17 protein-coding genes and 2 tRNA genes are annotated in these 18,423 nt (G+C 32.3%); 5 read left to right on the top strand and 14 right to left on the bottom strand.

Annotated elements, in window-relative coordinates; genetic code table 11:
* Positions 1 to 11 precede the first annotated feature (11 nt).
* Genes C3729_RS09745 through C3729_RS09735 form a run of 3 tightly spaced genes read left to right on the top strand, consistent with a single transcriptional unit; the run spans position 12 to position 3,269 of the window.
* Complete coding sequence (locus C3729_RS09745; RefSeq protein WP_104793957.1) at positions 12 to 1,283, top strand: MFS transporter; 1,272 nt, start codon at positions 12 to 14, stop codon at positions 1,281 to 1,283.
* A 1-nt stretch (position 1,284) separates the two neighbouring features.
* Entirely contained in the window at positions 1,285 to 2,238 is a 954-nt protein-coding gene (locus C3729_RS09740; protein WP_104793979.1) for an ROK family protein, read from the top strand.
* Positions 2,232 to 3,269, top strand: a complete 1,038-nt coding sequence (locus C3729_RS09735; RefSeq protein ID WP_104793956.1) for a DUF3810 domain-containing protein — start codon at positions 2,232 to 2,234, stop codon at positions 3,267 to 3,269. The genes C3729_RS09740 and C3729_RS09735 overlap by 7 nt, the downstream gene beginning before the upstream one ends.
* Before the next feature lie 308 nt (positions 3,270 to 3,577).
* Here C3729_RS09735 and C3729_RS09730 read toward each other — a convergent pair.
* The 5 genes from C3729_RS09730 to greA all read right to left on the bottom strand — a co-directional run bounded on the left by C3729_RS09730 (position 3,578) and on the right by greA (position 7,163).
* Positions 3,578 to 3,651, bottom strand: a tRNA-Met gene (locus tag C3729_RS09730).
* A 44-nt stretch (positions 3,652 to 3,695) separates the two neighbouring features.
* Complete coding sequence (locus C3729_RS09725) at positions 3,696 to 4,985, bottom strand: TlpA family protein disulfide reductase (RefSeq protein ID WP_104793955.1); 1,290 nt, start codon at positions 4,983 to 4,985, stop codon at positions 3,696 to 3,698.
* Between the two features lie 52 nt (positions 4,986 to 5,037).
* The gene (gene clpX / locus C3729_RS09720; RefSeq protein ID WP_104793954.1) at positions 5,038 to 6,225 is read right to left on the bottom strand and encodes an ATP-dependent Clp protease ATP-binding subunit ClpX; all 1,188 of its coding nucleotides are present in this window, start codon (positions 6,223 to 6,225) and stop codon (positions 5,038 to 5,040) included.
* Between the two features lie 55 nt (positions 6,226 to 6,280).
* Complete coding sequence (locus tag C3729_RS09715; protein ID WP_104793953.1) at positions 6,281 to 6,670, bottom strand: HIT family protein; 390 nt, start codon at positions 6,668 to 6,670, stop codon at positions 6,281 to 6,283.
* 25 nt (positions 6,671 to 6,695) lie between these two features.
* A complete protein-coding gene (gene greA, locus C3729_RS09710) occupies positions 6,696 to 7,163 on the bottom strand; it encodes a transcription elongation factor GreA (protein ID WP_069797966.1) in 468 nt (155 codons plus the stop codon).
* A gap of 99 nt (positions 7,164 to 7,262) precedes the next feature.
* Between greA and C3729_RS09705 the strand changes: the two genes are divergently transcribed.
* Together C3729_RS09705 and dtd are read left to right on the top strand one after the other, a co-directional pair.
* Positions 7,263 to 7,730 carry a hypothetical protein gene (locus C3729_RS09705; RefSeq protein WP_260204513.1) on the top strand — a complete coding sequence of 156 codons (468 nt, stop codon included), beginning with the start codon at positions 7,263 to 7,265 and terminating at the stop codon, positions 7,728 to 7,730.
* Positions 7,731 to 7,739: 9 nt separating this feature from the next.
* Entirely contained in the window at positions 7,740 to 8,189 is a 450-nt protein-coding gene (gene dtd, locus C3729_RS09700; protein WP_104793951.1) for a D-aminoacyl-tRNA deacylase, read from the top strand.
* Positions 8,190 to 8,244: 55 nt separating this feature from the next.
* Here the strand turns inward: dtd and C3729_RS09695 are convergent.
* From C3729_RS09695 to C3729_RS09650, 9 genes are all read right to left on the bottom strand, one after another.
* A tRNA-His gene (locus tag C3729_RS09695) sits at positions 8,245 to 8,320 on the bottom strand.
* A gap of 38 nt (positions 8,321 to 8,358) precedes the next feature.
* Complete coding sequence (bshB1, locus tag C3729_RS09690; RefSeq protein ID WP_069797920.1) at positions 8,359 to 9,078, bottom strand: bacillithiol biosynthesis deacetylase BshB1; 720 nt, start codon at positions 9,076 to 9,078, stop codon at positions 8,359 to 8,361.
* A gap of 79 nt (positions 9,079 to 9,157) precedes the next feature.
* A complete protein-coding gene (locus C3729_RS09685) occupies positions 9,158 to 10,819 on the bottom strand; it encodes a tetratricopeptide repeat protein (protein WP_104793950.1) in 1,662 nt (553 codons plus the stop codon).
* Positions 10,820 to 10,913: 94 nt separating this feature from the next.
* A complete protein-coding gene (locus C3729_RS09680; RefSeq protein WP_104793949.1) occupies positions 10,914 to 11,783 on the bottom strand; it encodes a PstS family phosphate ABC transporter substrate-binding protein in 870 nt (289 codons plus the stop codon).
* Positions 11,784 to 12,044: 261 nt separating this feature from the next.
* Positions 12,045 to 12,875, bottom strand: a complete 831-nt coding sequence (locus C3729_RS09670) for an energy transducer TonB (protein WP_104793947.1) — start codon at positions 12,873 to 12,875, stop codon at positions 12,045 to 12,047.
* Positions 12,876 to 12,900: 25 nt separating this feature from the next.
* Positions 12,901 to 13,464: an ExbD/TolR family protein gene (locus C3729_RS09665; RefSeq protein ID WP_104793946.1), complete on the bottom strand. Its 564-nt coding sequence runs from the start codon at positions 13,462 to 13,464 to the stop codon at positions 12,901 to 12,903.
* A 7-nt stretch (positions 13,465 to 13,471) separates the two neighbouring features.
* Positions 13,472 to 14,071, bottom strand: coding sequence for an ExbD/TolR family protein (locus C3729_RS09660; RefSeq protein ID WP_104793945.1), 600 nt, complete (start codon positions 14,069 to 14,071; stop codon positions 13,472 to 13,474).
* 85 nt (positions 14,072 to 14,156) lie between these two features.
* A complete protein-coding gene (locus C3729_RS09655; protein ID WP_104793944.1) occupies positions 14,157 to 15,017 on the bottom strand; it encodes a MotA/TolQ/ExbB proton channel family protein in 861 nt (286 codons plus the stop codon).
* A gap of 267 nt (positions 15,018 to 15,284) precedes the next feature.
* Positions 15,285 to 18,209, bottom strand: a complete 2,925-nt coding sequence (locus tag C3729_RS09650; RefSeq protein WP_104793943.1) for a leucine--tRNA ligase — start codon at positions 18,207 to 18,209, stop codon at positions 15,285 to 15,287.
* Between the last annotated feature and the right edge of the window lie 214 nt (positions 18,210 to 18,423).

Below are 18,423 nucleotides of genomic sequence, written 5' to 3'. Positions count from 1 at the left end.
AAAACAAAAATATGGACACTAACCAAAACAAACAAAGCTATGCTTTACCGATTGCAATGATGTTTGCACTCTTTTTTATGATTGCCTTCGTTACAGGTTTACAAAACCCGATGGGAGTAATTGTAAAAAACCAATTTCAGGCAAGTAATTTACTTTCACAATTAGGTAATTTTGCCAATTTTCTCGCTTATGCTTTCATGGGAATTCCTGCAGGTTTAATGCTGCAAAAAATTGGTTATAAAAAAACTGCTCTTACTGCAATTTTGGTAGGTATTGCTGGTGTAGCAATTACTTTCTTCTCTGGTAAAATCGAAAGTTTTGCCGTTTATTTAATTGGAGCATTTGTAGGTGGTTTCTCTATGTGTATGCTAAATACTGTAGTAAACCCTATGCTAAATACTTTAGGAGGAGAAGGAAAAAGAGGTAACCAGTTATTACAATTCGGTGGTACTTTAAACTCTATGGGAGCTACAATCGTTCCAGTATTAGTAGGTTATCTAATGGGAGACGTAGCTAAAGCTACTATTTCAGATGCTAATCCAGCATTATTCTTAGCAATAGGAATTTTTGTTTTGGCATTTATCGTATTATATTCTATGAGCATTCCAGAGCCACACATTGTAGCAGAGAAAAGCACAGAAAAAAATACACACAGTCCTCTTTCATTCAGACACTTTGTATTAGGTGCAATTGCAATTTTCGTATATGTAGGTGTAGAAGTAGGAATCCCGAATATTGCCAACCTTTATATGACTGGCGACTTAAAAATTAATGCTACCACTGCAGGAACTGTAGTAGGAACATATTGGTTCTTAATGTTAGTAGGAAGATTAACTGGAGGTGTTTTAGGTTCTAAATTTTCTAGTAAATCAATGTTAAGTTTCGCAGCAGTTCTAGGATTGGCATTTGTACTTTTAGCAATCTTCTTACCAAAAGACCAAATGGTAAGTATGCCTGTTTTCCAATCTGACATTTCTTTCGGATTAGCTCAAGTTCCGGTAAGTATTATGCTATTGGTATTATGCGGATTATGTACTTCTGTAATGTGGGGAGGAATCTTTAACTTAGCTACAGAAGGATTAGGAAAATATACTGCAGCTGCATCTGGTATTTTCATGGTGATGGTTTGCGGTGGTGGAATTATCCCGGCAGTTCAAGGTTATGCTGCTGATATCTTCGGATATGTACAGAGTTATTGGGTAGTAGTTATAGGAATTACTTATATGCTATTCTATGCATTAGTAGGAAGCAAAAACGTAAATAAAGACATTAAAGTTGACTAACATGAAAGAAAAATATGCAATTGGTATCGATGTAGGTGGTACCAATACCAAATTCGGTATCGTAAATAAAAAAGGGGAAATTCTAGTTCAAGACAGAATTAAAACCAATGAACATGATAACGTAGAAGCTTTTATAGATGATTTAGCAGAAAAACTAAATCCTATGATTGAGCAATATGGCGGTCCAGAAGCATTCGTAGGAATAGGAATGGGAGCTCCAAATGCTAATTATTATCAAGGAACGATAGAATATGCTGCCAACCTAAAATGGAAAGGCATTATTCCTATGGCTGAACTTCTAGAACAGAAATTCCACATTCCTGCTAAATTAACTAATGATGCTAATGCTGCTGCTGTAGGCGAAATGCAATATGGCGCTGCTAAAGGAATGAAAAATTTCATCACCATTACTTTAGGAACTGGTGTAGGTAGCGGAATTATCATTGATGGAAAAATCGTTTTAGGACACAATGGTTTTGCGGGAGAATTAGGTCACGTAATTGTAAGAAACGGTGGTAGAGAGCACAAAGGAACTGGACTGAAAGGATCTTTAGAAGCTTACGCATCTGCAACAGGTGTAAGAGATACCGCTATTGAATTATTACAAGAAACCCAGCATTCACCTAGTTTATTAGAAAATTATCCTATCAATGAATTGACCAGTGAAACCGTATTTAAATGCGCAGAACAAGGAGATTCTTTAGCCAATGAAGTTTTCGAATTTACTGGTAAAATATTAGGAGAAGCTTTAGCTACTTTCGTGCATTTTTCTGCACCTGAAGCCATTGTACTTTTCGGTGGATTAACCAAAGCTGGTGACCTTATCATGAAGCCAACCAGACAAGCTATGGAAGACAACTTATTACAAGTTTTCAAAAATAAAGTTAAAATTTTGTACAGTGACTTACAAGAAGCAGATGCTGCAATTCTTGGGGCAAGCGCTTTAGTATGGTAAAAATTTTAAAAAATAAACAATCATTTTTTTGGGCAGGCTTATTGTTTGCCCAATTTCTTTTATTCTATATCTTTTCAAAAAACGAAATAATCGTTCAGCAATTCACAACTTTTTTTCATTTCAAAAAAGAATTTCAAAATGAGCTTTTCTCTCATTTTATATTTTCTGTTGGAGATGTCTTTTACATTATTTTTATCGTTTTACTTTTTCTTTTTCTTTTCAAAAGCATTAAGAATAGTAACTTTAGAGCTCTATTGATTATACTAAATATCTCTTATTTTATTTATCAAATTTCATGGGGAATGCTGTATTTCCAAAAACCTCTTTATGACAAAAATAAAGTAGAAATCTCCACCAAAGAATTAGAAAAACTTACTTTAAAATACATTGCATTAACCAATCAAGAAAGAAAAAAAATTGAAACAAAGCATATATTCAAAATTAAAAATATTGAAGTATTAAAGTCAAGCATACTTCATTCTCAAAAGCGCTTACCAAAAGAGTATTATCCATTTGAAACGTCAAATATTGACAACTTTAAAGCGAGTTTATTTAATCCAATGATAAGCTATACAGGAATCCTTGGCTATTATAATCCATTTACCACAGAAGCACAGTATAACGCGGAGTTACCGCACACTTACATTCCTTTCACTTTGTCTCATGAAAGTGCGCATCAATTAGGTTTTGCAAGGGAACAAGAAGCTAATTTTATAGGCTTTCTCATTTGTGAAAATTCAGATAGTTCTGAACTTAAATATAGCGCCTATTTGTATGTGACTAAAAGTTTAATTAATGCTCTACGAAACTCTAATCCAGAGTTTGCTTCTCAATCGAGTTTATTTATTTCTAAAGAAGTGAAAAGAGATTTAAAAAACGAACGATTATTCAAAGAAAAAAACGATTCTTTTATTACCGAAATATTCTATTTCACTAATGATATTTTCTTGAAATCAAACCAACAAGAAGGTAGCGTTACTTACTCTTATTTCATTGATTTACTTGTGTTATACGAACGAAGAAAGGCATAAAAAAAGAATCACATCCTAGGATGCGATTCTAAAAACACAAATGATGAAAAAAAATTTATTGCTTTCGAGCGATGCTCATTGAAAGCGATGTAAAAATACATATTTCTTTTATACTAACAAAATTTTTTACATTTTTTTTACCTAATTTTTATCATTATTTCATTAGGAAATAATAGCATTTTATTAATTCCTGAAAATAGAATTTATATCCTCAAGGAGATTATTTTTTTGTGAAAAGTAGAAAATTGACGAGAACTTATATAATAAAAAAAAGCAATAAATATTTAAAATATTTATTGCTTAACTTGTAGCGAAGACGGGATTTGAACCCGTGACCTTTGGGTTATGAATCCAACGCTCTAACCACCTGAGCTACCTCGCCGTTTTTCGTGGTGCAAATATATAAATAATTTTAAAGTCTACAAATTATTTTAGCTGTAATAATTCTAAAATTTCAGAAAAGTTATCTGGGTTAGCTATAATCTTATTCTTAGCATCTACTATATAGAAAGTTGGTGTTGCATGAACATTATAAGTATCTACATAACTGCTGTACCAACCTTTGAGTTCTGTATCATTAATCCAAGGCAGCATTTTTACTTTATCTGAATAAGACTTCGCATCAGAATCTAAAGAAAGTCCTACTACTTCTATATTTTTTTCTTTCAATTTATTATACTGAAGCACCATTTCGCCAATTTCTTTTTCGCAGTGAGAACAAGTAGAAGACCACAATATGATAATCTTTTTATCGGCTTTCACGTCGTGAAGAGATTTCATTTTAGTATTTACAGGATTTAAGAAAGTATTATTGGGAATAATCTTTCCAATTTCTGTATTCGCATTAGATTTTATAGTATTGGCTAATCTATCATTAATGGTACATTTTAAATTTTTGGCTTCTGTAAGATATTTTTCTTTTAAATCTTTAATGCTGTAAACATTAAAAATTTCAATTAATTCCGAAAGTATTGTTTGTCCGCGAGGTGTTTCTACATTTACAGTTGTAAGTAATTTATCTACTTCATCGCCTAAACTTGATCTGCTTGTATTGCTTAAAAAAACCATTAAAATTGGCTTGAGCAATGAAGAGGTTTCTAAGTAGTTCTGTGTATTATTTAAAAAAGAAACAATATCTTCATTGGTAATATTCTTTTTGGAGTTAGTTTCTTTTATATAATTTTGATAAGTCTTAAAATAATAGTTTAAAAAAGGGTGCTCATCTTCATTAAAAACAATATCTTGATTTAATGCTGAAATTTCACTTTTTAAGGCACTGCCAAATGCAGAATTTTCTTTATAAAAGGTCTGAATCTGATTAAGTGCAGGTAAAATTTGCTCCTTTTTTATTTGCTGGTCTTGAATAGCATAAAAAATCTTATTTGATTCATCTTTATAGTCTATTTGATTTACTTTATTGTTCTTTGTTTCGAAACTAAGGTCTATATCTTTATTTTCAGAAATAAAATTTAATGAGGTATTAGCCTGTGGAAAATATATTTTTAGCATACCCACATAATTTTTATTCACATTAAAAAACCAAACATTATTCTTTTTCTCTACTTTATCTAATAAAATATCTTTAGACCCGTTTAGCGAATAAAGATAGGCTTCCTTAAATAAAAAATCTTTTGGAGATTCTACCTTAATGGTAAATTGAGCTGAAATAAAAAAACTCAATAGTAAAAAAGGGAGGAATAAAAATTTTCTTTTCATATTGTAAAGATATTCTTTAGTTTTAAAATATTACAAAATTCTTAAGTTAAATTTATGGTTCTAAAATATTTCCGCCATCTATTCTAAGTTCTTTTTCTAACTCATCTATTCTATACATATAATCCTCGAGAACCTTCTCAGTAGTACCTCTAAGACCTCTTGCTCCTAAACCCTTATCAATGGTATAGTCTACAATTTTTTCAAGGGCTTGATCCGTAAATGCAAGTTTTATGCCGTCTAGCCTAAAAAGTTCAACAAATTGATTAATAATTGAATTTTTAGGTTCTGTAAGGATTCTAAGCATTGTTTCTTTTGTCAGTTTATCCAAATGAGTAACAATAGGAAATCTACCTAATAATTCAGGAATAAGCCCGAAACTTCTTAAATCTGTAGCATTTAATTTTTCTAAAATATAGCTTTCTTCTTCTACTTTAGAATGCTTATCTGTACTGAAACCTATCGCTTGTTTATTGAGCCTTCTCTCAATGATTTCTTTAATTCCATCAAAAGCTCCACCTGCAATAAATAAAATATTCTGCGTGTTTACTTGAATGTATTTTTGGTCAGGATGTTTTCTTCCTCCTTGTGGTGGAACATTTACAATACTTCCTTCTAGAAGCTTCAATAAACCTTGCTGAACCCCTTCACCAGAAACATCTCTGGTAATACTCGGATTGTCTGATTTTCTAGCAATTTTATCAATTTCGTCAATAAAAACAATTCCTTTTTCCGCCTCTTCTACATCATAATTCGCCACCATTAAAAGTCTAGACAAAATACTTTCAACATCCTCTCCTACATAACCAGCTTCTGTTAAAATGGTAGCATCTACAATACAAAACGGAACCTTTAATTGCTTAGCAATCGTTTTTGCTAAAAGTGTTTTCCCCGTTCCTGTTTCGCCTACCATAATAATGTTAGACTTTTCTATTTCTACAGATTTATTTTCGTCTTTATTATGAAGAAGTCTTTTATAATGGTTATAAACTGCTATAGACAATTGTTTTTTAGCTTGATCTTGACCAATTACGTATTCGTCTAGAAATTCTTTAATTTCTCTAGGTTTTTTAAGTTCTTCAATCGAGGTAGCTGGCGAAAACTCATCTTCATGTACACTTTCTTTTACAATAGCATGCGCTTGTTCTACGCAGTTTTCACAGATAAATCCATTTTGTCCTGAGATTAAAATTTCAACTTCAGATTTTTTTCTTCCGCAAAATGAGCATTGATTAGGATTCATTCTTTTTATTTTTGAAAAAACTCAAACTTCGCTATGAAATTTGAGTTAATATATTTTAAGAGTTAATTATTTTATTTTGAATTTCTTGATATTCTTCTGGTGAAAGTTTCAGCCTTTCGTTACCAAAATTAAGGTCTTGCATGGTATTCATAGGAACCAAATGAATGTGCGCATGAGGAACTTCTAATCCTATCACAGCCACTCCCACTCTTACACATGGCATCGCTGCTCCAACTTTTTTGGCTACTTGTTGAGCAAATCCCCAAAGATTTTTAAAATCTTCTGATTCTAAATCAAAGATTAAGTCTACTTCTTTCTTAGGAATCACAAGAGTATGACCTTTTGCTAATGGCATTACATCTAAAAAAGCCAAATAATTTTCGTCTTCAGAGATTTTGTAGCAAGGGATTTCTCCGTTTACAATTTTGGTGAATATAGAACTCATAATTTGTAAATTTTAAAGATTAAAATTACAATGAAATTTCTAAAACTTCAAAAGAAAGTTTATTACCGTTTGGTAAAACAATCTCCGCAGTTTCGCCTACCGCTTTACCTAATAATCCTTTTGCAATAGGAGTATTTACCGAAATTTTTCCTGCTTTAATGTCAGACTCATTATCGGGAACCAATGTGAATTTTTGTTCTTGTTTGGTCGCATTATTTTTAAGACGAACGGTACAAAGAATAGAAACTTTAGAAGTGTCTAATTGACTTTCGTCAATCACTTTAGAGTTTGCGATAGTATCTTTAATTTTAGAGATTTTCATTTCTAGCAAACCTTGCGCTTCTTTCGCTGCGTCATATTCTGCATTTTCAGATAAATCCCCTTTATCTCTTGCTTCTGCGATTTGTTGAGTAATTTTAGGCCTTTCTATGCTTTCGAGTAGTTCTAACTCTGCCTTCATTTTTTCCAAACCTTCTTTGGTTACATAATTCATTACTTTACTCATATCTGGTTATTTTGCGTTAATGTTAATATAAAAAAATAATCCGACCTTTGCCGGACAATATTCATTAAAATTTCGAGTTACAAAGATATGATTAATTTTAATATGAAACCAAGCCTTTTAAAAATAATTATCCCAATTTTACTGGCTTTCAGCGCATTAAAAACGCTCAACTCTTGTTCTAACAGAGAAGAAACTACCAGTTGTTTTCCCAATCAATTTATTTCTGTTCAACTCAATTTAAGTCTACCTTCTTATTATCCTCTTAACAATATTGGAGGCTGGATTTACGTCTCAGAACAACAATCTGGAACCAGAGGCTTAATCGTTTACAGAACCAATGATGGTTTCAAAATTTATGATAGAAACGCTCCACATATTTGCCCTTCCACAGACACTACATTAGAAGTAGAAAATGGCAGCTTGGTTATTTGCAAAAAAGACAATGCAAAATGGTTTCTCAATTCTGGAGCGCCAGCTTCCATAAGTCCTTATCCTCTGAAACAATATTTTTATAATTATAATTCTTCTACCAACATTTTAAATATTTATAATTAATTTAGAGGCATGAAAATAGTAGTTCAACGTGTAAAAGAAGCATCTGTTGTAGTAGAAGGAAAAATTGTAGGAGAAATTTCTCAAGGATTACTCCTTCTCATCGGCGTAGATGAAAGCGATACTCAAGAAGATGCCAATTGGTTAATTAAAAAAGTGGTAGACTTAAGAATTTTTTCAGATACTGAAGGAAAAATGAACCTTTCTGTAAAAGATTTAGCGGGAGAAATTTTATGCATCAGTCAATTTACTTTAATCTCTGATTACAAAAAAGGCAACAGACCGTCTTATATAAAAGCGGCAAAACCAGAAAAAGCCATTCCTTTATTTGAATATTTTAAATCTGAGATTGCTAAATCTGGCCTAAAAATAGAAAGTGGGATTTTCGGGGCAGATATGAAAGTATCTTTACTGAATGATGGTCCTGTAACTCTAGTTCTGGACAGCATCACCAAAGCGTAGAATTTCTAAGACATCCATAAAATAAAAAAGCATCCAGAATTAGGATGCTTTTTTTGGGTGAATGATGGGTCTCGAACCCACGACCTTCGGAACCACAATCCGACGCTCTAACCAACTGAGCTACAATCACCGTTTTTGCGTGTGCAAATATATAAAATTTTTAAAACAATTAACAAATAATTCCTTCAAAATTTTTAAATGCCAATAACTTTTCAGTTGTGAAACCTTCTGCATATTCTACTCCACTCAATCTTCCTAAATCTTGCGCTCTATAAGTTAGACTTTCTAAAAAATCTTTGGTAGCGATGGGAGTCATTGGTTCTGTGGAAGTTGGGTCATAAAACTGAGTTTTATATGCTAAACAAGCTTCTATTTTTTTGTCTAAAAATCCAGAAATATCCATTACAAAATCCGGTTCAATATTTTTCCACTGAATGTAATGAAAAACTTGTTTTGGCCTCCAAAATTTTTGAGATTCACCTTCATAATCGGTTTTTATCTTAACCAATCCAGATAAAAAACACGCATCTGAAACTAATTTTGCGGCTTTCGCATGATCAGGATGCCTATCATCTATCGCATTACAAAGCACGATTTCTGGTTGATATTTCCTAATCATTTCAATGATTCTAAACTGATATTCTTGAGAATTGATAATAAAACCATCTTTCATTTTAAGATTTTCTCTAGCAGAAATTCCTAAAATTTCAGATGCAGTTGCCGCTTCTTGCGCTCTGGTTTCATTAGTTCCTCTTGTTCCTAATTCACCTTCGGTAAGGTCTATGATGGCTACTTTTTTTCCTTCGGAAATTAATTTTGCTATAGTCCCGCCACAGCCTAACTCTACGTCATCTGGATGTGCTCCTATTGCTAAAATATCTACTTTCATGGGTCAAAAATACAGAAATTAAAATTAAATTTTCAAATTTAGAATTAAAAAAAAGCTTCTCAATAGAGAAGCTCATTTTTTATTTCATTAATTCTTTCTGTAAAAGAAGTGAATTATGATCGTTTGGTTTCATTGCTAAAGCTTTTTGTAAAGCTTCATTTGCCTTTACTTTATCCGTAGTGTGTAACAAGTAAGCTACAGAATAGTAAGCTCCAAACAATGTTTCTTGTAAAGCCTGTTGTTCTGCAGGAGTTTTAGTTAATGCTACATCTATATATTTTTGGAAAGCTACAGCAGCTAATTCTTTATAACCAGCTTGTTGTAATGCATAACCTTTGCTATAATAAGCCGGCTCCCAAGTTGGAAGAAGGTCATTCATTTTTTGCCAAGCTAGAGCAGCACCATCCCAGTTACTTACTTCTTGATAAGCCATTGCTAAATTGAACAATGCAGTAGTATCTTCTTTGTTTGCAGCTACTTGTTTTTTAAGAGCCACGATATTATCATTAGAAGGACCTGCGTCTGCTTTTGCTTGAAGTTCCGCAGCACCACTTGATGCTTTTGCGAATTCTGAATCCCAATCTAAGGTATCATCTTTAGCAGCTTTCACAACCGCTAATTTTTCATTAGCTTTTTGCATTAAGGCAGCTTTTGCAGCAGCGTCTGCTTCTTTAGATGCTAATCCTGCATAAATTACCGCTTCTAAACCTGCATCACTCGGGATGATTCTAGATTGCTCTACTTTTGCATAATAAGTTTCTAGATTAGTTTTAGCGTTTACAAAATCATTTTCATTATATTGTAAATAAGCTCTTAACTTAAACTTAATTGGATCATTTACTTTGTCAAAAACCTTATCTAAAGTCGCTTTAGATTCAGCAAAGTCACTATTAATAAAGTATAACTTGGCAATCTCTAATGCTGTACTTGGATCTTCGTCTGCATACTTCGTATAATTAATCAAACTCTGTGTAGTTTCCTCATGTCTTTGGAAAATTTTATTATACTGAGCTTGTGCTTTGTACGCTGGAGCATAAGTTGCATCTGTATTGATAGCTTTTACAATGTTTTCTTCTGCTTTTTTATACTGTTTTGCTGCCATCCATAATGTAGCCATTCTGTAGAAAACAGAAGCTTTATTTTTAGCAACTTCAGAAGCTCTATCATAAGCAGTCATTGCATTTCCTGGATCTCTAGTTAATCTGTATGCATCTCCTAAAGTATAATAATAGTAAGCAGGAACACCGTATTTCTGTGCTTTTTCAATTGCTTTATTGATATAAGTAATGGCTAAAGCTGGATCATTGTTATTCTCGAACATGGTAAGAGCTTCTCCAATTCTATAAAGAACTTCTGCGTCTTTTTCTTTAGACTCTTTTGCAACCTGAGTAAGTTCTGTGATTGCTGAAGCTTTTTGACCTTTCCCTAATTTAATGGTAGCAAGACCAATTTTATTAAGATAGCTTTTAGAATCAATTGCTAAACCTTTATCGAAATTTTCTTTAGCTAGTTCAAAATTTGGTTCAAACTGACTTAAATATGAGTATCCTAAATAATAATAGTTTTCTGCAGTAGGTGATTTGGCAATCATCTGATTAAAAACTTCTTTAGCCTTTGCATATTTATGGCTATCTAAATTAATAATCCCTTCTGACACTGTTTGTGCGCTTGCAAAACTTAATAGAAAAGTTGCCGCTGCACCAAAAACTATTTTTTTAGGAAGTCCGAATCTATATTTCATTTTTCTATTTTTTTATTGTTAATGTATTATGTTAATTACTAATACACAATTACCGTTCCAAAATTAAATTAAATCTCTTAAAATTAAAAATTTTTTATCTCATCATTACTTCTCTCTTAAAAATATTATAAGGTTGAAGTCCTTCTTTACTTACCACTATTTGACCTTTTTGAGTGCAAGAGAATCTGATAAAACCATTTCCTAACCCAAAATGTCCTTCATTAGTTAAAAAATAAAGAATCCTGGTGAAAGGATATTTCATATTTCTTATATTTTCTCTGTTCGGCTCATAAGCAATATTATTTTCTGTAACAGAGAGAATTTTTATTTGTTTCCTTAAATCTTCAGCTTCTCGAGAGTAAGGATTCGAGATGGTATTAAGACTAATAACCCCTATACTATTAGGGAATTTATTAATTTTCTCTACAATTCCTTTATTACCTTTAATTAGTGAATATTTTATTTTTTGAGGGGCTAAATTTAATTTCTGAGCTACAAAATTAAAATTACTAGCATTTACACCATCAAAAATTATATTTTTTTCATCAGATTGTAGTTCATTTTTTATTTCTTGAACACTAATTGAGTTTTTAGGAGAATCTTTAGCAACTACAAATACCACAGCATCTCCAGCGAATTTTGCTGGCTCTAAAGGAAGATCTACCATTTCTTCATAGAGTTTTTTTTCTTTTGCTGTAAGTTCTCTAGACATCACAATAACTCTTACGTTTCGCTTCAATAAATCCATTAAGGCATAGTCTTCTTTCTGAAATTTGAGATGAAGTTTAGTTTCAGGATAATGCGCAACATATCTTTCTGCCAAAGCTTCTGTTACGTTTCTAAAAGATTCATCTGCAGCAATGACTATTTCACCTTTGTTTGGTCTGCTTGATTCATTTTGAGAACAAGAAATGACTGAAAAAACTGAAATAAAAAAAATAAAAATCTTAAACGTCTTCTTCATCCTTTCTTCTTATGTAATAAATTGCTCTTCCTATTCTAAAAATTCCATATAAAATGAGTAATCCACCTAATAAATAAGATGGTATCTCATCTAATTGTACTAGAAAAAAACGATATACAATTACAAAAACACCTAATGCAATATAAAATAACCCGATTAAAACAGATAAGTAATTAAACATATAAAAGCAATTAAGTTTATTAATAAATGACATAAAAAAGAGAAGCTTACGCTTCTCTTTTTATATGAAAATTGGTAAGTTTATTCAAAATTCATAGTTAATGGTAACCTAAATCTTTGTCTTACTGGTTGACCATTAATTTTTGCAGGAACCCATTTTGTTCTAATACTTTTCACTGTTCTTACAGCTTCACTATTAAAATCTGGGTTAGAACCAGATGCTTTAACATCAGAAATTGTACCATCTCTTTCTACAATAAAGGTAACTGTAGTTTTAAGCGTTCCTTCTCCTCCTTCCATTGCAGAGTTATCAAAGTTTTCACCAATTTTATTTCTAAAAGAGTTTAAACTTCCAGGGAATTCTGCTTCTTGGTCTACAGATTCATAAACCTCTGTAGTACTTGGAGCTTTAGACTCTACTGCAGCAGCTTTTGGTGGAGCAGCAACAGGAGGTGGTGCATAATTCGTTTGTTTTACACCTTCTTGATTTACAAGACCTGTTGTAGTTTTTAACTGTTCAGAAATTGGCGGAGGTGGAGTTTCCACTTTAGGCGCCTTTACTGGTTCAGGTACTACATTTTGTAGAATTTCAATCTTTTCTTCTACTTTAGGTGGTGGAGGTGGTGGAGTTTCTTCTTTTTCCACAATCTCTTCTTTCACTTGTTCTTCAGGAAGAATTTCGATAAGGTTAGCATCTACTTCTGTCTTTTCTTTAGCAGCTAATTGCTTAATTTTCATTACTACAAAAGGAGTAATTGCTGCTATACAGAAAATAAGAGTTCCAATGATCATAGATCTTGTTAAGATTCTTCTATAACTTGATCTTAAATCATATGCACCGTATTCTTTATTTCTATGCTCAAATACAATTTCATCTAAAGATGGATTGTAATTTAAATTTTCATTTTCCATAATATTCAAATAAGTTTTGAATTAATTATTGAGCTGGTGCCGGTGTAGAACCTCCAACTTTTTTCTCGTAGATAACTTTTTCCCATGGCTTAATATCTGTAACCCCATATTGCTGAGAATTAGTAATCGCCATTTCATCTAAAATATCTACGAAATTTTTATACACTGCATCATCTGTAGGCTTGATAATTACTGTAAATTTAGTAACATCTTTAGCATTACGTTTTGCTTGCTCGATTACTTTTGTAATCCCTTCTCTATCATAAGTAGTCTCTTGTAAAGTCTGTTCATTAAGACCTGCTTGATCTAACTGGTGATAGAAAATTCTATTATTTTTACCAATAATCAACGAAATTGAATTCGTTAAATCAATCTGAGTATCTTTAGGTTTTGGTTGATCAACTTTTGGTTTTGCTGGTAACCCTAGGTCCATTACATTCGGTTTACTAAATGTAGTAGTAAACATAAAAAACATTAGCATCAAAAAGTTAAGGTCCACCATTGGTGTCATGTCAACTTTAGTACTCTGCTTTTTGGAACGGACTTTGCCTCCCTTTTCGCTCTTTTCTTGTACTTGTACTTCTGCCATTTCTTTACTATTTATTAGTTTCCTGGCTAGTAATTAACCAAAACTTATAATACTCTATATCTCTAAGCCCTTCAAATAAATTTTTTACTTTAGGGTAATTAGTGTTTGCATCTCCTTTAATAGCCAATTTATATTGTGGATTAATTTCAAGACTACTACTAATCCAATCTATTAATTGCTTATTTGTACTGTCTAATGGAACTCCCGCAGTTTTTACAAACTTTCTTTGATCTTCAGGCATTTTAAGAAAACTCTTAAGCTGATTCATCGGAACTCCAATTGCTGGAGTTTTGAAGAAAGCTACTTTTTCTTCTTCTGAAAATTTTACACCATATTTAGCTCCCATTTTGTCTAGCAACTCTGATCTTTCTTTAAAGTTTTCAACAGCTGCGAAATAAAACTTACCGTCTGGAGTAACATTAACTGTCATTAAGTTCCCATCTGGAAGTAATTTTTCAGAAATAGAAGTTGGCGGTTTAATTTGCTCTACATCAGGCTTTTTAAACTGAGTAGTCATAATAAAGAATGTAAGAAGCAAGAAAGTAACATCACACATTGCTGTCATGTCTGTTACAACACCGTGTCTTTTTGGTTTGACTCTCGCCATTTTATTATTTTTTATTAAATTAAACTTCTAGTTATGCATTCTTTCATTTAAAAAGAGTGCAATTTTTTTGCCAAAAATTAACTGATTAGTTAAATTCTGCAAAAGATTGTTGGATAGACATACCAATCTCGTCGATTTTGTATGTAAGTCCGTCAATTTTAGAAGTAAAGAAGTTATAAAGAATAATAGCGATAGCTGAAGTACCAATACCTAATGCAGTGTTGATAAGTGCTTCAGAAATACCGATTGATAATGCAGCAGCATCAGGAGTACCTCCAGCAGCACCTAAAGCTTGGAAAGACTTAATCATACCGATTACCGTTCCTAATAGTGCAACTAACGTAGCTACTGTACCTAGAGTAGAAAGAATCATCATGTTCTTTTCTAACATTGGCATTTCTAAAGTTGTAGCTTCTTCAATTGATTTAGTAAGCGCTACCATTTTTTGCTCTTTGTTAAGAGTTGTATCATTTGCTAAAGCTTTGTAAGTTGTAAGACCTTCTTTCACTACGTTACCTACAGAACCTTTTTGAGCATCACACTCTTCAACTGCTTCATCAATTTTATTTTTGTCAAGTAAATTTCTAACTTTAATTACAAAGTTTTCTAAGTTACCTGTACCTGCTGCTTTTCTAAGAACGAAGAAACGCTCAATAGCGAAAACAATAACAGTAATCATGAATAAAATCAAAATGTGAACGATTGGTCCCCCCATGTAAATAATTCCCATGAAAGAATCTGGATGTAAGTCCTTATTCTCTACATCAGAAAAAGCAACTGAAAGACCAGTAACCCCTTCGTTCTTAAAGTTACCAGGATTACCTAAAATAAAAATATAAATACCTAACGCTATAACATATAGAATAGGTAAAACAACTGCAGGATTAAGGCCTCCTACTTTTTTAGCAACTACTTGCTCCTCTTGTGTTGAAACATTCATTTCCATATTAAACTAAATTATAATTGTTAATTTTTTGAGGCTGTAAAATAAAGCTATTTTATTGGAAAATGCAAGTTAAAAAATCAAACTATGATAAATTTCTTGTTTCTCGAAAACCATTGTAGATTACAGATTTAACAATATATTTTATATTTTTTGTGAGATATTTTCACATGATGTTAAAATCATAAAAACTACAAAATTTTTAGCCTTATTTTTTTTCAAATATTCAAAGAAATTTTTATAAATTTTTAAAAAATATTTAACAATTCCTTAAAAAACGATATTGATAATCTTCTTTGGCACAATAATTATTTTTTTAGGAGTTGCTCCCGCTAAAATTTCTTGAACCTTTTCATTACTCATCGCTATTTCTTCAATTTGTTTAGCATCTAAATCCGCTGCTAAAGCCAAGGTAAACTTCATTTTACCATTGAAACTTACCGGATAGTTTATCTCATCTTCTACCAAATACGCTTCATTTAATTCTGGTAATTTCTCAAATTCTATAGAAGTATTTTTACCTAATTTTTCCCACAATTCTTCGCAAATATGTGGCGCATAAGGAGAAATAATAACCGCTAAAGGTTCTAAAATCGCTCTCTTATTGCACTTCATTTTTTGCAACTCGTTTACAGCAATCATAAACTGAGAAACCGAAGTATTGAATGAGAAATTCTGAATATCAAACGTAAATTTCTTAATCAAAGTATGTAGAACTTTCAATTCTGCTTTGGTTGGCTCTTCCTCTGAAACCGAGAAGTTATCTCCATCAAAATAAAGGTTATAGAATTTTTTCAAAAATCCGTAAACTCCGCTTAAACCTTGTGTATTCCATGGTTTTGATTGCTCTAAAGGACCAAGGAATATTTCATACAAACGCAAACAATCTGCACCATATTCTTCTGCAATATCATCTGGATTTACAACGTTGTATTTTGATTTTGACATTTTTTCTACTTCACGAAGAACCTTTAACTCCCCTTTATTATTTGTAATAACAAATGCGTTGTTAAACTCTGAACGCCATTGTTTAAATTTTTCAATATCTAAACTACTTTCATTTTTCAATAATGAAATATCAACATGTAAAAATCTAAATTTAATTTCTGAAATTGTCTTTTCATCCAAACCTTCATTTCTGTAAAATTCTTCCTTTTTTTCAATCCAATCCGATTCAACACTTGAAAGAGCTAATAAGTCTTGGGAAATATAAATTGGCGTTATTTTTTTATCTTCATGATAAGATTCAGCAATAAATGCGCTATAACCCAAAATCATTCCTTGATTTATCAATTTTTGGAAAGGTTCATCTTGGTTAATGTAACCTCTGTCTTTTAAGAACATATTCCAAAAACGAGAATACAATAAATGACCAGTTGCGTGTTCGCTTCCGCCAATATATAAATCGACGCCGCCCCAATAATCTGATAAATCTTTTGCACAAAATTCACCATCATTTTTCGGATCCATATATCTCAAGAAATACCAAGAACTTCCTGCCCAACCTGGCATGGTAGAAAGTTCCATCGGGAAAACGGTTTTTTCATCAATTAAATCTACAGCCACTACTTTTTGGCTAGCTTCGTCCCAAGCGAAATTTTTCGCATTTCCTAATGGTGGATCGCCGTCTTCTGTTGGTAAATATTTCTCTACTTCTGGCAATTCTAATGGCAATGCAGAAACAGGCAAAGTATAAGGCATTCCGTCTTTATAATACACAGGAACCGGCTCTCCCCAATATCTTTGACGAGAGAAAATCGCATCACGCTGTCTGTAATTGGTAGTTCCGTGACCGATTCCCATTTTTTCGATTTCTGAAATAATTTTTGCTTTCGCATCATTATAATTCAGTCCGTTTAAAAATTCAGAATTTACACAAACTGAATCTTTAGAATCATAAGATTCTTCTTGAATATCGAAATCGTTTTCAATAACATTAATGATTTCTAACCCGAATTTTTTCGCAAAACGATGATCTCGTTCATCATGCGCAGGAACCGCCATTACAGCCCCTGTTCCGTAACCCATCAAAACGTAATCTGAAATATAAATCGGGATATTTTTCCCTGTGAAAGGATTTATTGCAAAACTTCCTGTGAACGCTCCGGAAACGTTTTTCACGTCTGCCATTCTATCACGTTCCGTTTTTTTAGAAGTTTCTTCTATATAGTTTTCAACTTCAGATTTTTGCTCTGGAGTCGTTAATTTTTCTACCAAAGGATTTTCTGGCGCCAAAACCATAAAAGTTGCCCCAAAAATCGTGTCGGGTCTTGTTGTAAAAACCTCAATTTCTGCCTCATCAACTCGGAACTCGGAACTCGGAACTCGGAACTTTACCGCTGCTCCTTGAGATTTTCCAATCCAATATTCTTGAGAATCCTTCAACGGTTGTGGCCAATCTAAAGTTTTCAATCCATTTAAAAGTCTTTCAGAATACGCAGTGATTCTCATGCTCCACTGCATCATTTTTTTCTGAAAAACAGGATAACCGCCACGTTCAGATTTTCCGTCTTTTACCTCATCATTCGCCAAAACAGTTCCCAAAGCAGGACACCAGTTTACAGTAGTTTCGGCTCTATAAGCCAATCTGTAATTGAGTAAAATATCTTGTTTTTTGTTTTCATCAGCAGCATTCCATTCTTCTGCGGTAAAATTTAATTCATCATTTTGAACTGCGTTTAAGTTTTCAGTCCCGAATTTTGAAAAATGTTCTACCAAAGTTTCGATAGATTCTGCTTTATCCGAAGTTTTATTGTACCAAGAATGAAACAATTCTATAAAAATCCATTGCGTCCATTTGTAATAAGAAGCATCAGAAGTTCTCACTTCTCTACTCCAATCGAAAGAGAAACCAATTTTTCTTAATTGCTCTTCATATCTGGTAATATTTTGCTCTGTAGTAATTGCAGGATGCTGCCCAGTTTGAATCGCGTATTGTTCTGCTGGCAAACCGAAAGAATCATAACCGATAGGATGCAAAACGTTAAAACCTTGATGTCTCTTGAACCTTGCATAAATATCAGAGGCGATATAACCCAGAGGGTGACCTACGTGTAAACCCGCTCCAGAAGGATAAGGAAACATATCTAAAACGTAGAATTTAGGTTTTGTAGAATTATTTTCAGTTTTATAAGTTTGGTTTTCTTCCCAAAACTTCTGCCATTTTTGCTCTATCTGCTTGTGATCGTAAAACACGCTGTAATATTTTAAAGTATTGTTAAACTTGATTTCTAAGAATTTACAAATTTATGATTTTTAAAAGAAAAATCCCTATCGTTATGAATAAGGATTATAAAATATCTCGTTTACAAATTAATTAATCTTATGTATTGATCACTTTTACAATATACATTTTCTCCGCCAATTTCTTTTTCCCCCTTTTACAATGAGTTTTTGAGCGGTGAAAGAA

Source organism: Cloacibacterium normanense (assembly GCF_002943105.1).
Lineage (GTDB): Bacteria > Bacteroidota > Bacteroidia > Flavobacteriales > Weeksellaceae > Cloacibacterium.
Note: the sequence above shows the minus strand (reverse complement) of the source record. Positions and strands in the feature narration are given on the sequence as shown.

Excerpts from the sequence above, each read along its gene's own strand:
- C3729_RS09745 (WP_104793957.1), top strand. The coding sequence starts at position 12 with ATGGACACTAACCAAAACAAACAAAGCTATGCTTTACCGATTGCAATG.
- C3729_RS09740 (WP_104793979.1), top strand. The coding sequence starts at position 1,285 with ATGAAAGAAAAATATGCAATTGGTATCGATGTAGGTGGTACCAATACC.
- C3729_RS09735 (WP_104793956.1), top strand. The coding sequence starts at position 2,232 with ATGGTAAAAATTTTAAAAAATAAACAATCATTTTTTTGGGCAGGCTTA.
- C3729_RS09725 (WP_104793955.1), bottom strand. The coding sequence starts at position 4,985 with ATGAAAAGAAAATTTTTATTCCTCCCTTTTTTACTATTGAGTTTTTTT.
- clpX (WP_104793954.1), bottom strand. The coding sequence starts at position 6,225 with ATGAATCCTAATCAATGCTCATTTTGCGGAAGAAAAAAATCTGAAGTT.
- C3729_RS09715 (WP_104793953.1), bottom strand. The coding sequence starts at position 6,670 with ATGAGTTCTATATTCACCAAAATTGTAAACGGAGAAATCCCTTGCTAC.
- greA (WP_069797966.1), bottom strand. The coding sequence starts at position 7,163 with ATGAATTATGTAACCAAAGAAGGTTTGGAAAAAATGAAGGCAGAGTTA.
- C3729_RS09705 (WP_260204513.1), top strand. The coding sequence starts at position 7,263 with ATGATTAATTTTAATATGAAACCAAGCCTTTTAAAAATAATTATCCCA.
- dtd (WP_104793951.1), top strand. The coding sequence starts at position 7,740 with ATGAAAATAGTAGTTCAACGTGTAAAAGAAGCATCTGTTGTAGTAGAA.
- bshB1 (WP_069797920.1), bottom strand. The coding sequence starts at position 9,078 with ATGAAAGTAGATATTTTAGCAATAGGAGCACATCCAGATGACGTAGAG.
- C3729_RS09685 (WP_104793950.1), bottom strand. The coding sequence starts at position 10,819 with ATGAAATATAGATTCGGACTTCCTAAAAAAATAGTTTTTGGTGCAGCG.
- C3729_RS09680 (WP_104793949.1), bottom strand. The coding sequence starts at position 11,783 with ATGAAGAAGACGTTTAAGATTTTTATTTTTTTTATTTCAGTTTTTTCA.
- C3729_RS09670 (WP_104793947.1), bottom strand. The coding sequence starts at position 12,875 with ATGGAAAATGAAAATTTAAATTACAATCCATCTTTAGATGAAATTGTA.
- C3729_RS09665 (WP_104793946.1), bottom strand. The coding sequence starts at position 13,464 with ATGGCAGAAGTACAAGTACAAGAAAAGAGCGAAAAGGGAGGCAAAGTC.
- C3729_RS09660 (WP_104793945.1), bottom strand. The coding sequence starts at position 14,071 with ATGGCGAGAGTCAAACCAAAAAGACACGGTGTTGTAACAGACATGACA.
- C3729_RS09655 (WP_104793944.1), bottom strand. The coding sequence starts at position 15,017 with ATGGAAATGAATGTTTCAACACAAGAGGAGCAAGTAGTTGCTAAAAAA.